The organism is Staphylococcus simulans, assembly GCF_047037175.1.
GTDB classification, from domain to species: Bacteria; Bacillota; Bacilli; order Staphylococcales; family Staphylococcaceae; genus Staphylococcus; species Staphylococcus simulans_C.
In genome coordinates, this window is record NZ_CP178241.1 from 1,385,187 (window position 1) to 1,399,760 (window position 14,574).

Consider the following 14,574-nt stretch of genomic DNA (forward strand, 5'->3'; position numbering starts at 1 on the left):
GGTCACAATGGCTCAAAATAATTTAAGACGGGCTGATAAAGCACCGTTAGACCGAGTACCGCTTCAACGCGGCCAGTATTTCGCACCGAAAAAGAAACGTTCTTACGTCAGTTTAATCATCCAAATCATCGTTTTGATTCTAACGATAATCTCGATGTACAGTATGTTGAAAGAACCGATATTCAATATTTTACTTGTAAATGAACCGATACGTTTCTCACAAATCTTGAACTTCCAAGAGACACTTCATAACATCTCAAGTCAAAATATTGATTTAACACAACTCAGTCATCTGCAAGAAAACATCAGTAAATTGAAACTGGCATTTTACGCTTTCTTCTTCGCTGGAATTCTCAGCTTGATTTTGACGGTTTTAACACTCATTTTCAATCGTACTGCGATTAAAATTGTCAATATGATTTTGATCGCCATCATGTTTGCGATTCCATTCGGTCTGACTTATATCGTTGAAGAAACAGCGAAACGTGTATCAGAAACATTACAACAATACTTTATTAATCTTGCACCTGACAAAATTTTAGTCACGGGTGAAGCTTTAAGTAATGCGACTGTATTGCTCGCATGTTGTTTCGGCTTACTCTTTATCAGCTTATTCTTCAGAAACCGTCGTGTGCGAATTAAATAGCATTAAAACCGCAACAGCTCGCCTAGAGTTGTTGCTTTTTTATGTTAAAACTCCCATAACGCTAACGAATTGTATTAAAAAAGCGACAGCATCAACTGTCGCTTACAAATCCTATGAAACTAAATACTTACTAATGATCATGTTCTTGCGCAAATTGATCTGCTTTCTTCTTACTTTGAATAAAGAAGCTTAAGAAGAGTGCAATCGCACTGAATATTGTCGCAATCCAGAACGCATCATTCACACCTTCAACCGTCGCAAGTTTATTTAAGAAGGTCATAATGACTTTCATCGCACCTTCTTGGCCGCCAAATTGCATAGCCATTTCCTTCATTTGATCTTGAATAGCTGGGTTTGTTTTATCTAAATCTTGCGCAAATGTGTTCATATGTTCCGTCGTTTGTGTGGTCATCACAGTGACAAGTATCGCAGTACCAATTGAACCTGCTAATTGACGTAACGTATTCACTAAGGCATTACCATGTGAAATTAAGCGTGCAGGTAATGCATTCATACCTGCAGTCATAATCGGCATCATGATAAATGCCATACCAAATGAACGCAGCACATAAATTCCCATAATATGCGCATAAGGTGTATCCATAGTTAAATGTGTCAGTTCCCAAGTACCATACGTCATGACCCCGATACCGAAGATTGCGAGTGGTTTAATACCAATCATGTCATATAATTTCCCGGCAACTGGACCTAACAGTCCCATGACTAACGCACCTGGTAATAATAACAACCCGGAATCAATGGCCGTAAAGCCACGTAAATCTTGTAAATAAATCGGCAATAACAACATACCGCCATATAAACTCATCATGACGATGACATTAATTAAAGTTGTTAACGTGTAGGTTGGAAACTTCAAGACTTCAAAATTCAACATCGGCATTTTCATGCGTAACTCTCTAAGTACAAATAAAATAATAAAAATCGTACCGATGGTAAATGAAACAACAATTTCCGTTGAACCCCAACCTGCATTACCTGCTTCACTAAAGCCATATAATAATGCGCCAAAGCCTAAGGTACTGTATATAATACCTGGTACATCCGCTTTCGGTTGTGCAGTATGTTGATAAATTTTGAACCCGAAATACCCGACAACAATCGCCACAATACCGATAAAGAACATACCGTAGAACATAATGTTCCAATGATAATTTTGAACGATATAACCAGATAAAGTCGGCCCGATTGCAGGTGCTAAGATCATCGCAACACCCATGACACCCATGGCCATACCACGTTTAGCAGGCGGGAAGATGGTCATAATCACATTAGAACCGAGCGGCATTAATATGCCTGCACCCGCCGCTTGTAATACACGACCTGTCATCATAATTGGGAAGTTCGTTGCGATACCGCAGACTAATGAGCCTAAGGTAAAGATCACAAGTGAAAAGAGATATAACTTGCGATATGAAAAGCGGTCAAATAAAAACGCACTGACTGGAATTAAAATACCATTTACTAACATAAAACCAGTCATTAACCATTGTCCAGTTGAAGCAGTAATATTAAAATCACTATTGATTTTCGGCAAGGCAACGTTTAATAAAGTTTGGTTTAAAATCGCAATAAACATCCCAAATAACATAGCTGCGAGCACTTTATTACGTGTCGCACCTTTACCGAATCGATACATCACAGAATCACCTTGCGGTTGTTGTGCTGTATCTTTTGTTTCTTGATTCTCTGTAGTGTCTTGTTCATATGCTGACGCAGCGTTCGTATCATCTGAGTGTGCGTGTTTCACGTTTGAATCCTCTGTAGATTCAGGTTGTGTTTCTAAATCGCTCGCTTTAAATCGTGAGGGTTCATTATTTTGTTTGATATGCGTGGGTTTAGGTTGACGAACTGATTGCGATGTTTTGCGTTTTCTCAAGAAAACATTGATCAACACGACAATCAGTAATGCAACGACAATATATATAATTAAAGCAAGTGTCATAGATTGACCTCCTTACTTATGAATACTTACTTCAGCATTCATACCTGGAACGACTGATTTTGCCGGTGCATTTTCAAGTGAAATCTTCACAGGTACGACTTGTGATACTTTAGTATAGTTGCCGTCGCTATTAGATGAAGGCATTAAAGAGAAACTTGAAGCTGTCGCTTTACCAACTTGTTCTACTTTACCTTTCATTTTTGAATCTTGACCGTCAATTTTAACATCCACTTTTTTACCTTTTTCCACATCGCCGATGTCTGTCTCGTCTACATTAGCTGTAATATATAAATCATCTAAATTATACGCGTATGCCATTGGAGAACCCGCTTGAACCATACCGCCTTCTTGGGCATCTGTTTTAACAATTGTACCGGCTTGAGGCATTTTAATATCCATTTTTTGCGGAGAGCCATCTTCTCCTTTACCTGCTACTTCAGCAATTTGTTCATCTTTTTTATAGTATTTGTTTTCTTTGCCATCAAATGATTCTACTTTCCCTGAAACAGGACTCGCAATTTTAATTTGTTGGCCATCTACTTTCGCGTTATCTGTTTTAATAAAACTTGTTGCTTGATTGTAATAGTAAAATCCGCCGATGCCGATTAATACAAGCACGACGATAGTCACAATATTTATAATGATTAATTTCTTCATATATTCTTTCCTCCTATTTGCTTTTCAAAGTCACTTTTAATAGTATAAAGACATGTGACGCAAAAAAACACCAACACTTTTTTTAAATGTGTCGGACAACAAATAAGCGTTTAGAAGAGGTGCCACAGATGAAAGAAAGTGCTCGAATCAAAATATTTAAAAGTACCATCCATCTTATGGAAGATTGTGCATTAGAAGAAATCACTATAAAAATGATTTGCGCATTCAGTGGGATTAACCGTTCAACCTTTTATGCCTATTTCCAAGATAAATATGATTTGTATGCGCAGATACAGTCCTATCATATGAAGCGTTATCAAAAATTTATGTATATTGTTTATCAAAATTTCGAAGCTATCAAAAAAGATAATCAAAAGTTACTCCAATTCTTTCGAATTATCTTCAGGTATATTTATCGATTTCAACGCTTCTTCCGCGCCATCTTTGTGACACACCCACAAAAGGATGTCATTTATAAATTCATGAACTTTACTTATGAATCTTATGAAAAATTATTAAATGACTTTACACGCGTTGTAGATAAAGTATACTTTTCACATTACTTAATCGGAGGACAATTAGGTGTGATTCACACTTGGTTAAGACGTCATTGTCAAGAAGCACCTGAAGCGATGGCACAAACAATGCTTGTGAATACAATTAAAATGAGACAACAACCATAATAAAAGAGGAAGGCCCTAATAGTAAGGCACTTCCTCTTTTATGATGCTTGAAAAGCTTATCTATGATTTTACGTTTATGCTTCATTGTCTGATGGATGCGTCGCAAAGACTTTCGCAGTAATCATATGCAACAAAATCAAAACAATGGCTGCACTATAGATAATAATTAAATAAGGGATATAACTCTCTTCTCCCATCAAACCGACTAACGGTGTACTGATGCCACCGATTAAAGTTTGTACGAGGCCAAGCAGACTCGATGCACTGCCACCGCCGCCTGTACGTTCATCCATCGCAACAGAGAAGCCCAGTGTCGCAATACCAGTTACCGGACTGACTAACACAAAGAAAGCGATAAATAAAAAGAAAATCGGCAAATGAAAAATCAGTACGATTGAAATCATAACGACCCCAACCAGTTGAACCCATGTATAACCGCGCATAATTGCTAAGGGTGAAAAGTAATCCACTAATTTCCCAGATAGCTGAGATGAAATAATCAATCCAATACCGTTCACTGCGAACATAATACTGAATGCTTGCGGTGACAGGGTATAGATACGTTGGGTAATAAATGGCGAAGCTGAGATATAGCTGAACAATATCACAAACGTCATTCCTTGAAGCAGCATCGGCAAGACAAATTTCGGACGCTTCAGCAAGCGTTTGAATTGAATGAGAATAGATTTAATATCCGCCGGCTCGCGCGCTTGCTTGCTTAAAGATTCTGGTACACGAAACGCAGTACTAACCACCATAAAAATTCCGAATACCGTTAAGATGATAAAGACCATATGCCAAGTTGAAAAGATTAAGATCAGTCCGCCGAGTGCTGGCGCAATCACCGGTGCTACCCCATTTACCAGCATTAAAACTGCCAAGAACTTGGTTAATGCTTTACCATGATACATATCACTCGCAATCGCACGTGATATAACCGCTGCTGCGCCTGCACATAACCCTTGAACGAGACGTAAACTGATCATCATCGTAATATTCGCTGAGAAGACAATCCCAATACTTGCGATCGTATAAATGACCATCACTATAATTAAAGGTTGCTTTCTGCCATACGCATCAGATAAAGGTCCCATTATCAAGTTGCCGAATGCTAAACCGACCATGAATAAAGTCAGTGTTAATTGTGCTGCAGATGCAGTTGTATCAAAGTCTGATGTAATTTGCGGCAACCCCGGCAAAAACATATCGATTGATAATGCACCGATAGCTGTCAGTGCGCCTAATATAATGATTAAAAATATAGGCGGCCGCTTTTGATATGTATGTCCTTGATGCACAAACAATCCCTTCTTTCTCTCTAAACGTTTCCATTATTATCCTCATGTTATACCGAGATACAAAATAATACAATGAAAATAAAACAGTATTTCAAATAAACAAAATCCCAACCTTCAAATGAAAATAAAACTCCTCTCTATCCATGAGATAAAAAGGAGTTGTGTTTATGATGTAGCACTGATGATTTTCAAGTTGTCCGATTTCGGCAATTGACCTGATTTATGATGATCATCTACAAGTTTATAGGTGGTTTCAACCCATACACCTTGATCATTTAACGTTAATACATCCGCGTAGACATGTGCCCCTTCAGTTGTCACATCAACAACTTGGGGCGTTTGGTAAAAAGACGCCGTACCTTGTCCTGATTGAATTAATTGCTGTGTCTGTTTATAATTGTCTGTTCCAGTTTTTAAAAATGGAGAAACACTCGCAAAGTTATTCGTCGTATTCGCCTCGTTGACAGCAGATGAATATTTATTAAAGAAGCGCGACAGTTTATTTTTCAAACTGTTTTCTTCCTTTTCCTTGTCTTCTACATACTTTTCAATTTTATCTTTTTCGAAATGCAGTGTGACAGGTGTATTCTCTTTTAATTCATTTGGATAAATTTTAACGCTGTCTGATTCAAACGTTTTGCCTTTGACTTTGCCTTGTGCTGAAACCTCAATTTCATCTGTCACAGGATAAGGACCATATAAACGTGTGTGATCATAGTTGTATGATTTTTTATTAATTTTGACTTTTGTATGTTTGCCTTCTAATTTGCTCGCACCATCTAATTTGATGTTCAAATTCGCTTCAGGGAATGCTTCATGTACATCGACCGCTTCACTACTGCTGTTTTTGAATGAGAACGTTAAATAACCGCTGAACTTGCCGTTAGATGTTTCTTTAGTTGCTGGAATTTTATAATTACCCGGAATAAAATGACCCAGCATCGTTGCTTCATTCGCTTCTGCAATCACTTTACGTTTACGATCGTCTGCTCTGAAAATATACGTCGTTTTTGTTTTAGGTTTAACAATGGGTTTCTTTGTAATCGTCGTAAAACTGATGTTGTCAAAGAAGATGAAACGACGGCCATTTTTAGTGATGCGCAATATCTTATTGCCATCTGGTGTTTTGATATAACTTGCATCTTTATCATTACGATCGATATTGCGTATCGTTTCTTGCAGTTCTTTATCAAATTTATTTTGACCTATCTCACTTTTAATATATTTAATATAGGTTTCCGCTTCGTATGTACTTACTTTATTTTCCCGCGTACTCAAAATTGTTGCAATACGCTGTGTATCATTATTCTTAACCGCATTTGCTAAAATTTGAGCTTGTGCTTCTGGTGTATTGAAGTTTCTTAACAAGAAAAACAGAATAATTAATAAGATAATAATAAAAATACCAATACCCCACGGCACCATTCTACGTAGATTCTGATTTGTCCGCATACGTTGTTCACGTGCTAGATTGCTGTCTTTAGCATCCGGCTTTTCGGATTGCGCCATTGACGATTCACCTCTTTTCAAGAATTTCAATACGCCTTACATTTCCCAGGAAATATTGAGGTTAACTTAATTTTCTATGTAAAAATAACGATTGATTTAAAATATTTTTATTGAACCCGCACAAATTTTACAGGTATTGGACTAAAATGTAAATCCAAAACCGTGTTTTACCCGCAAAATCATTCAGATAGTTCTATTATAATAGACTCTAAGCCAAATTTATATCAGTATTTAGCCTTAAGTCTTAATTTAATAGTATGTATGACAAAAATCGGCACACTTTGATAAGGTACCGATTTTTAACGTCTTTCTTATCGAATTTTAGTAATGTATTCTTTAATACGTTTATCGATAATATTTAAGTTTTCTGCCGTTTCTTCAACTTGTTTACTGGATAAATCTTGAAGCAAGTAGGTAGAAACATCATTTACAATAACTTTCGTACGTTCTATATAAGCACGTCCATTGTCTGTTAATCTTACATACTTCAGACGTTGGTCTACATTTTCGTTTTGTTTTACAAGTTCCACTAAGTCAAGGTTGATCAGTTTTTTAATTCTGCGACTGATAGCTGCTTTATTGACACCTTGTTTCTCTGTGATTTCAGACAGTGTTAAAGCTTTATTATTAGCAAGTAAAAATAAGGCTTGAGATTGTTCGATTGAAATGTGATATTCCTTACGCAAGCCGTTTAATAGATTTGCCATAAGGTTATTAATGTCTTCAATGAACATGGCCATAAATTGTGTATGTTGTTCAATGTTATTCATGCTCTTCTCCTTCATAACTATAGAAATTTCTGATGGGCTCTCAGAATAAGAACGCTTCTTTTTTCTACATATTAAACAAACCGTATAATTCATCATATCATATCTAAAGTATCATAAGGAGAAATAGGGTAATATTAAAAGCAGGAAATTTATATTATAGAGGTTAATCATGTTAATACTTTCACTTATACTCAGCCTATTGATTTTATGCAGCTATGTGTATCTGTATTTTAATCATTACCGCTTTTTAAACATACAATCTTTTTTCATGACACTTGTCATAGGATTTGTCATCTTGCTGATTCATTTGATGACAAATACGCTGCCTTATGACTTAGCAAGTGTAACGTTGATTGGCGCATTACTGCTATTATGCAAGCATCGTGCCATATTAGTTTGGAGAAGTGCACGCATGTTTTTCACAAGAATATTAGGTCTTGCGTTAGCCGTTACATTCTTGGCACTTGCTTTAAACTTATTAAGTTATATGCCTGTACCTGTTTTAAATGCCCTGTTCTTATGGCTTGGATGGATTACCTTAAGTACACTGTTTGCGTTAGTGCACTATTTAAGCTGGTCTTCAGCATTTAGTCTCGTTGTACTGCCAGAACCGATTGATTTGATTGTCGTGTTAGGTGCCGGCTTATATCGCAGCCAAGTTACTCAAATGCTGGCATGGCGATTAGACCGTGCCGTTGCTTTATATCAAAACCATCACGGCAAGCCTTATATTGTAGTCAGCGGCGGTACGGGGGAAGGCGACAAAGTTTCAGAAGCTGAAGCCATGAAGGCATATTTGATTGAACAACACATTCCTGAAGATCGTATTATTTTAGAAGATCAATCGCATAGTACGTTTGAGAACTTAAATAATACAAAGGAACTGATTAACAACCAAGCTTTTAAACACATTGCGATTGTCACAAGTCAGTTCCACGTTTTACGCGGCCTAAGATTTGCGCAAATACTTAACATGCATGCGGTGGGTGCAGGCAGCAGAACACCCTATCCATTTTTTGATACGGCACTTATCAGAGACTTTTTCGCTTTGATGTATTGTTATAAACTGTTGCTAACACTTTATTTTGGTACCTTGTTTATTGTAAGTATGTTCATGAAACATCCGATCTTGCTTAAACTTTTTCACTTAAACTAAACTTTTCCATTTAAATATGAACTATATGTATAAAAAAGTTGAGGCTCGACCTAATTTAGGTTGAACCTCAACTTTTTTCTTATCATTATCATTCCCTTAATAATGATGTCTATTTAACGCAATCAGTCATTGCTTACTAGAAGCGCATGTTTATTCATACCCTTTTATACTTGTTCACTGTCATCTTTTTTATTAATGATTTTACCGTCAAACAAGTCAATCACACGGTCTGCATAATCAAATAATCTTGTATCATGTGTGATAAGGATACCGACCATATCTTCTTTTGTGATACGTTCTCTGATCATTTCTGTCACTTCCGTTGCACGGTGTGCATCTAAACTTGCTGTTGGTTCGTCAGCTAAAATAATTTTAGGATTGTTCATGAATGCACGCATAATCGCAACACGTTGTTTTTCACCGCCAGATAACATGAACGGAAAGGCATCTAAACGATGTTTTAATCCGATTTGATCAAGGAGTTGTTCTGCACGTGCTTTCGCATCTTTTTTAGACATGCCCGCTTCTTGACCTACTAATGTCAATTGATCACGGACTGTTAAATAAGGTACTAAGTGTGATGCTTGGAAGATAAAGCCGATTTCAGTTAAACGCATATCTGAATTGGTTTTATCTTTTGTGAATAATGGCGCACCATTATAGATGATTTTACCTGTATCTGAATCTTGTAAACCGCCTAAGATTGTTAGTAACGTAGATTTACCTGAACCTGAAGCACCGCTCAAGATAACGAATTCACCGGTTTTCACTTCAAAGTTTACACCTTTTAAAACATCTGTTTTAGCTTGGCCAGTACCAAATGATTTTGTAATATCTTTAACTTCTAAACCCATTATCCTTCACCTCCGATTGCTTCGATTGGATTAACTTTTACAAGTTTAATGAATGATAGTGCTGCACCGATAATCGCAACCACTACGAATACTCCTACAACAAGCAGCATGTTGCCAGCTGTTAAGTGGAACGGCATACTTACTGGCATAATCATACCTAAGCCGCTAATAATCAATAATGAAATAACTACACTGATCATCGTAACAAGTAAGATTTGGAATACCAATGATGATAATAAGTGTCTTGTTTTAATACCGATTGCTTTAAGAATACCGATTTCAGAGATTTTTTGAATTGTCATGACATAGAAGAATGCACTTAAGACAATTGCTGAAATCACATATAAACTAACAATCATCATATTTAATGGTGCTTGTTCTGCATTGTAACTTGGAATATTGTCAGTTAAATCTTTTTGCGTTACAACTTTTACACCTTTTGTATCGTTTAATTTTTTCTCATCTGCTTTTGAAACATCTTTTAATGGATAGAATGTTGCTGATTTAGGGACTAGTTTATCAAATGTATTGCCTGTTGTCATAACCGCAGATGTGTGTGAATACATTGTGTCTTCTAATAAACCGACAACTTTGTATTCTTTGTCGCCATTTTTGAATTTAACAGTGTCTCCTTTTTTGACACCATCAGCTGTTAATTTTTTGTTGATTACGATTTCATTATCAGCTTTAGGATAATGTCCTTCTGATAAAGTTGGTTTAAAATCTTTACCTGGATTAATTAACATGATGTCTAAGTCATTTGAATTCTCACTTTTCATTGACTGCATACCGATTTGGAACGGCTCTGCGTTCGTGATGTTCTCAATGTCTTTTTTCTCGTTTGGTTTAAGGGCTGATTTTTCAATGACTGGATCTTTCATATCTTGTACGACATATTTTTCAGCATTCATATTATCTAACATAGAAATGTTTTCGCGTCCAAGTCCTTGTGCGAGTCCGCTAATGAATAATACCATGCTAGCCAGTAACAAGATAATCAGCATTATTAAGATATATTTAAATTTATAGAATACGATTTCTTTCCATGCTAACTTCATATTATTGACTCCTTTTTCTTTTATGATACTTATATTGTAAGCAGACATTATGAACTCAATATGAACAAACTAAAACTTTTCGTTCATATGATATATTTGTGTCACAGTCGCACCAAAAGGTATACTAAATCTAAATGATTACAAGGAGTGATAAGGATGACAACCTGTCTCATTGTCGATGATGATTATCAAATCCTTCATTATGTATCGTCCTATTTAGAACGTGAAGGTTTTAAAACATCCACGCATTCTAATGCGCGTGATGCCTTGAACTATTTAGAAACACATCAAGCAGACATTGCGATTATCGACATCATGATGGATGGCATGGACGGCTTTGAATTATGTAATGAAATTAAAGCATCCTATGCCATGCCAGTCATTATGTTGACTGCGCGCGATGCTTTGAGCGATAAAGAAGAAGCTTATTTGACCGGAACAGATGACTATGTCACGAAGCCTTTTGAAGTTCAAGAACTCATCTTCCGAATTAAAGCCGTACTGCGCCGCTACCAAATTAATGCCGAAAATGAATTAGAAATCGGCAACTTAAAATTGAATCAATCTTATTTAGAAATAGCTTGTGAAACGAAAACGATGACCTTGCCGAATAAAGAATTTAATCTGCTGTTCTTGCTCGCAAGTCATGAGAAACAAGTATTTTCAAGAGAAGAATGTATTGAACGTGTATGGGGCTTTGATTATGAAGGCGATGACCGTACGGTTGATGTACATATTAGACGTCTGCGCAATCGCTTAAAGAAAATCGGCAGTAATGTCACAATTGAAACGGTCAGAGGGTTAGGTTATAAGGTGGAAGTCCATGTTTAAATCACTTTACACACGTATTGCAGTCTATAACATTGTCATTTTATTACTCAGCGCTTTAGCGAGTTTTATTTTGACCAATGTTCTCTATCATGTGGCTTTGAAGCCTTCCAATGACCATAAAATCATGACTACATTACAAGAAGCTAAAAACTATCAAAAAGAATCCCATACCACAAATATGAAAGCTTACTTCAAACATTTAAGCGAACTGAACTTCCAATTAGTCACAGTCGATCAATCCGGTCATAAAACCTTTTATGGCGCAGACTTCAGACGTGACACATTAACACAAGCAACAATTCAAAGTGTATTAAAAGGACATGATTATCACGGTATCAAAAATCATCCCTATCAGCTTTTTGTGACCGGCTTCTTTGATAATGAAACCAATAATACTGTCGGTACACGTTTCAACACACCAGATGGCAATGTCGCTGTCTTTATGCGTCCAGACATCGGTAAATCTTTCAGTGAATTCCGTATATTCTTAGCTGTATTGATTGTGCTGTTGTTGATTATTGCGATGATACTAATCATCAGTTCAACCTATACGTTAATCAAGCCCATCACACAACTTAAAAATGCGACCAACCGTTTAATGGAGGGTGACTTTAATACACCGATTAAAACAACACGTCATGACGAATTAGGTACCTTGCAATATCGTTTCGATCAAATGCGTATTTCCCTCAAACAACTCGATGACATGCGTCAGCACTTTGTTCAAAACGTTTCACATGAAATCAAGACACCGTTAACACATATTCATCAACTATTAGATCGGCTCAACCAGGCAAAAGATGAAGAAACGAGACAATATTATATTGATGAAATCCATACGACAACTAGTCGCCTTAGTAATCTGACACGTGCGTTACTGTTACTTGCGGAATTAGATAATAATGACCACCTTGATTACGACGATACCATAGAAATTACTCAGATGATCCGATTAATGGTACGTCATGAACAGTATGCGATTGACGCAAAAGACTTATTAATCATGACTGACCTTGAACCTATTTCAGTGAAAGGTAATTATCGTCTGCTTTATCAAGCCTTCAACAATATACTGACCAATGCGATTAAGTATACACAACAAGAAGGCAGTATAGATATTGATGTCTATACTGAAAACGATACGACGATGATATGTCGCATTTCTGACGATGGTCCAGGGATGTCAGACGCCATGCAGCAGCATCTGTTCGAGCGTTTCTATAAAGGCAATTCTTCTGCGACCAGTAATGGATTAGGCCTTGCCATTGCGCAAATGATCATGCGATTACACGGTGGAGATATCCGTGTAGAAAGCACACTGGGCGAAGGCAGTACCTTTATTTTAAGTATGCCGTTATCACAAGATGACAACATCCCAAGTTCAAATACTTTGGAATAATATATGCAAAGCAAAACCGCTTCAGAATCAGAACTTAATCTGACTGAAGCGGTTTTGATTTGGTTTATTTTTGTTGATTTAGTTTCAAGTAATGTTCCATATCTGCTTTAACTTCTTTATATAACTCTGGATTTTCAGCAAGTTTTTGGCCGAATGATGGAATCATTTCTTTAATTTTTGCTTCCCATTCTGGGAATTCATGTTGATAACAACGTTGTAAGATGTCTAACATCACGTCTACTGCAGTTGAAGCACCTGGTGATGCGCCAAGTAATGCGGCAAGTGAGCCATCTTCAGAACAAATCACTTCTGTACCGAATTGTAATGTCCCTTTACCGCCTTTATCAGTGTCTTTAATCACTTGAACACGTTGACCAGCAACGACAACATCCCAATCTTCTTTCTTCGCATTTGGAATAAATTCACGTAATTCTTCAATACGCTCATCATCTGACAACATTAATTGTGAAATCAGATATTGCGTTAATTTCATTTCTTTTGCACCTGCAGATAACATTGTCAATAAGTTATTCGGTTTCACAGATTTGAATAAATCCATGTTTGAACCTGTTTTTAAGAACTTAGGTGAGAACCCTGCAAATGGTCCGAATAATAATGATTGTTTGCCATCGATATAACGCGTATCTAAATGAGGTACTGACATTGGCGGTGCGCCTACTTTGGCTTTACCATAGACTTTCGCATTATGTTGACTTACAATATCAGGATCTTGACAAACTAAGAATAAACCGCTGACCGGGAAACCGCCAATATGTTTAGATTCTGGCAGATGTGTTTTTTGAAGTAATGGTAAGCTTGCGCCTCCAGCACCGATAAACACGAAGTCAGAAATATATGTTGTTGTTTCTTCTGTTCTTAAGTCTTTGACTTTAACTTTCCAAGTGCCATCTTTTCTTTGTTTTAAATCAGTTACTTGATGTTCATATTCAACATCGACTTGGTTTTGTTGTAAGAAGTCGAATAGTTTTTGTGTTAATGCACCGAAGTTAACATCTGTTCCTGTTTCATCACGGCTGACAGCAATCGGAATATTGTTGTTTCTGCCTTCCATGATTAATGGCAGCCATTGTTCGATTTGGTTCTTATCTTCTGTCATTGTCATTTCATTGAATAATGCATTTTCTTTCAATGCTTTAACACGACGTCTTAAGAAATCAACATTACGCACACCGATACAGAAACTCATATGCGGTACAGTGTGAATGAATGATTCTGGCTGCGTTAAATTGCCATGTTTCACTAAGTATGACCAAAATTCTTTAGAAACTTGGAACTGTTCATTAATTTTTAAGGCTTTAGAAATATCCAAAGAACCGTCAGGCATTTCTTTCGTATAGTTCATTTCACATAGCGCGGAATGCCCTGTCCCCGCGTTATTCCATGCATTTGAACTTTCTTGTGCAGATGCGTCCAACTTCTCAAATACTTTAATCTCTTTTTCTGGTGCAACTTTCTTTAATAATGTACCCAAAGTTGCACTCATGATTCCGCCACCAATTAAGATGACATCTGTTTTGCTATGTTGTGAACTCATAACAAATACAGCCCCCTTTTTCATAATGAAGATGACACCTTCTTAAGCATGTCGTTCTCTTCTCTCAACCCTCAAATGAGAAAGCGCTTAACAAAACACTCAAAAAATAACACACCTAAGTCATGCCTGGATATTGTTGCTAATGATTTCGTTCTATTCCTTTATTATATACATAAACAGTTGAAGACTAAAGGG

At 36.7% G+C, this 14,574-nt stretch carries 13 protein-coding genes; 5 read left to right on the top strand and 8 right to left on the bottom strand.

Annotation, left to right across the window (positions count from 1 at the left end):
• Nucleotides 1-7 precede the first annotated feature (7 nt).
• Nucleotides 8-646 carry a hypothetical protein gene (locus tag ACFCT9_RS07085; protein ID WP_412518104.1) on the top strand — a complete coding sequence of 213 codons (639 nt, stop codon included), beginning with the start codon at nucleotides 8-10 and terminating at the stop codon, nucleotides 644-646.
• Nucleotides 647-776: 130 nt separating this feature from the next.
• On the opposite strand, the gene ACFCT9_RS07090 is transcribed toward ACFCT9_RS07085, so the two are convergent.
• On the bottom strand, nucleotides 777-2,609 hold the full coding sequence (locus ACFCT9_RS07090; protein ID WP_412518106.1) for a DHA2 family efflux MFS transporter permease subunit: 1,833 nt from the start codon (nucleotides 2,607-2,609) through the stop codon (nucleotides 777-779).
• Nucleotides 2,610-2,621: 12 nt separating this feature from the next.
• Nucleotides 2,622-3,266, bottom strand: a complete 645-nt coding sequence (locus ACFCT9_RS07095; protein ID WP_412518108.1) for an HlyD family secretion protein — start codon at nucleotides 3,264-3,266, stop codon at nucleotides 2,622-2,624.
• Nucleotides 3,267-3,394: 128 nt separating this feature from the next.
• Between ACFCT9_RS07095 and ACFCT9_RS07100 the strand changes: the two genes are divergently transcribed.
• Entirely contained in the window at nucleotides 3,395-3,949 is a 555-nt protein-coding gene (locus ACFCT9_RS07100) for a TetR/AcrR family transcriptional regulator (RefSeq protein ID WP_412518110.1), read from the top strand.
• 74 nt (nucleotides 3,950-4,023) lie between these two features.
• Here the strand turns inward: ACFCT9_RS07100 and ACFCT9_RS07105 are convergent, their stop codons facing one another.
• From ACFCT9_RS07105 to ACFCT9_RS07115, 3 genes are all read right to left on the bottom strand, one after another.
• Entirely contained in the window at nucleotides 4,024-5,247 is a 1,224-nt protein-coding gene (locus ACFCT9_RS07105) for a multidrug effflux MFS transporter (RefSeq protein ID WP_412518112.1), read from the bottom strand.
• 165 nt (nucleotides 5,248-5,412) lie between these two features.
• Complete coding sequence (locus ACFCT9_RS07110; protein ID WP_412518114.1) at nucleotides 5,413-6,756, bottom strand: TcaA second domain-containing protein; 1,344 nt, start codon at nucleotides 6,754-6,756, stop codon at nucleotides 5,413-5,415.
• A 311-nt stretch (nucleotides 6,757-7,067) separates the two neighbouring features.
• Complete coding sequence (locus ACFCT9_RS07115; protein WP_412518116.1) at nucleotides 7,068-7,526, bottom strand: MarR family winged helix-turn-helix transcriptional regulator; 459 nt, start codon at nucleotides 7,524-7,526, stop codon at nucleotides 7,068-7,070.
• 295 nt (nucleotides 7,527-7,821) lie between these two features.
• Between ACFCT9_RS07115 and ACFCT9_RS07120 the strand changes: the two genes are divergently transcribed.
• Entirely contained in the window at nucleotides 7,822-8,682 is an 861-nt protein-coding gene (locus ACFCT9_RS07120; RefSeq protein WP_412518118.1) for a YdcF family protein, read from the top strand.
• A gap of 164 nt (nucleotides 8,683-8,846) precedes the next feature.
• Here ACFCT9_RS07120 and ACFCT9_RS07125 read toward each other — a convergent pair whose 3' ends face one another.
• Entirely contained in the window at nucleotides 8,847-9,536 is a 690-nt protein-coding gene (locus tag ACFCT9_RS07125) for an ABC transporter ATP-binding protein (RefSeq protein WP_412518120.1), read from the bottom strand.
• The gene (locus ACFCT9_RS07130; RefSeq protein WP_412518122.1) at nucleotides 9,536-10,594 is read right to left on the bottom strand and encodes an ABC transporter permease; all 1,059 of its coding nucleotides are present in this window, start codon (nucleotides 10,592-10,594) and stop codon (nucleotides 9,536-9,538) included. The genes ACFCT9_RS07125 and ACFCT9_RS07130 overlap by 1 nt, the downstream gene beginning before the upstream one ends.
• A gap of 156 nt (nucleotides 10,595-10,750) precedes the next feature.
• Here ACFCT9_RS07130 and ACFCT9_RS07135 point away from each other — a divergent pair, with 156 nt between their 5' ends.
• Nucleotides 10,751-11,425 carry a response regulator transcription factor gene (locus ACFCT9_RS07135; protein WP_412518124.1) on the top strand — a complete coding sequence of 225 codons (675 nt, stop codon included), beginning with the start codon at nucleotides 10,751-10,753 and terminating at the stop codon, nucleotides 11,423-11,425.
• Nucleotides 11,418-12,824 carry an ATP-binding protein gene (locus ACFCT9_RS07140; RefSeq protein ID WP_412518126.1) on the top strand — a complete coding sequence of 469 codons (1,407 nt, stop codon included), beginning with the start codon at nucleotides 11,418-11,420 and terminating at the stop codon, nucleotides 12,822-12,824. Before ACFCT9_RS07135 ends, ACFCT9_RS07140 begins: the two co-directional genes overlap by 8 nt.
• A gap of 64 nt (nucleotides 12,825-12,888) precedes the next feature.
• Here ACFCT9_RS07140 and mqo read toward each other — a convergent pair whose 3' ends face one another.
• Complete coding sequence (gene mqo, locus ACFCT9_RS07145; RefSeq protein WP_412518128.1) at nucleotides 12,889-14,379, bottom strand: malate dehydrogenase (quinone); 1,491 nt, start codon at nucleotides 14,377-14,379, stop codon at nucleotides 12,889-12,891.
• Nucleotides 14,380-14,574: the final 195 nt, after the last annotated feature.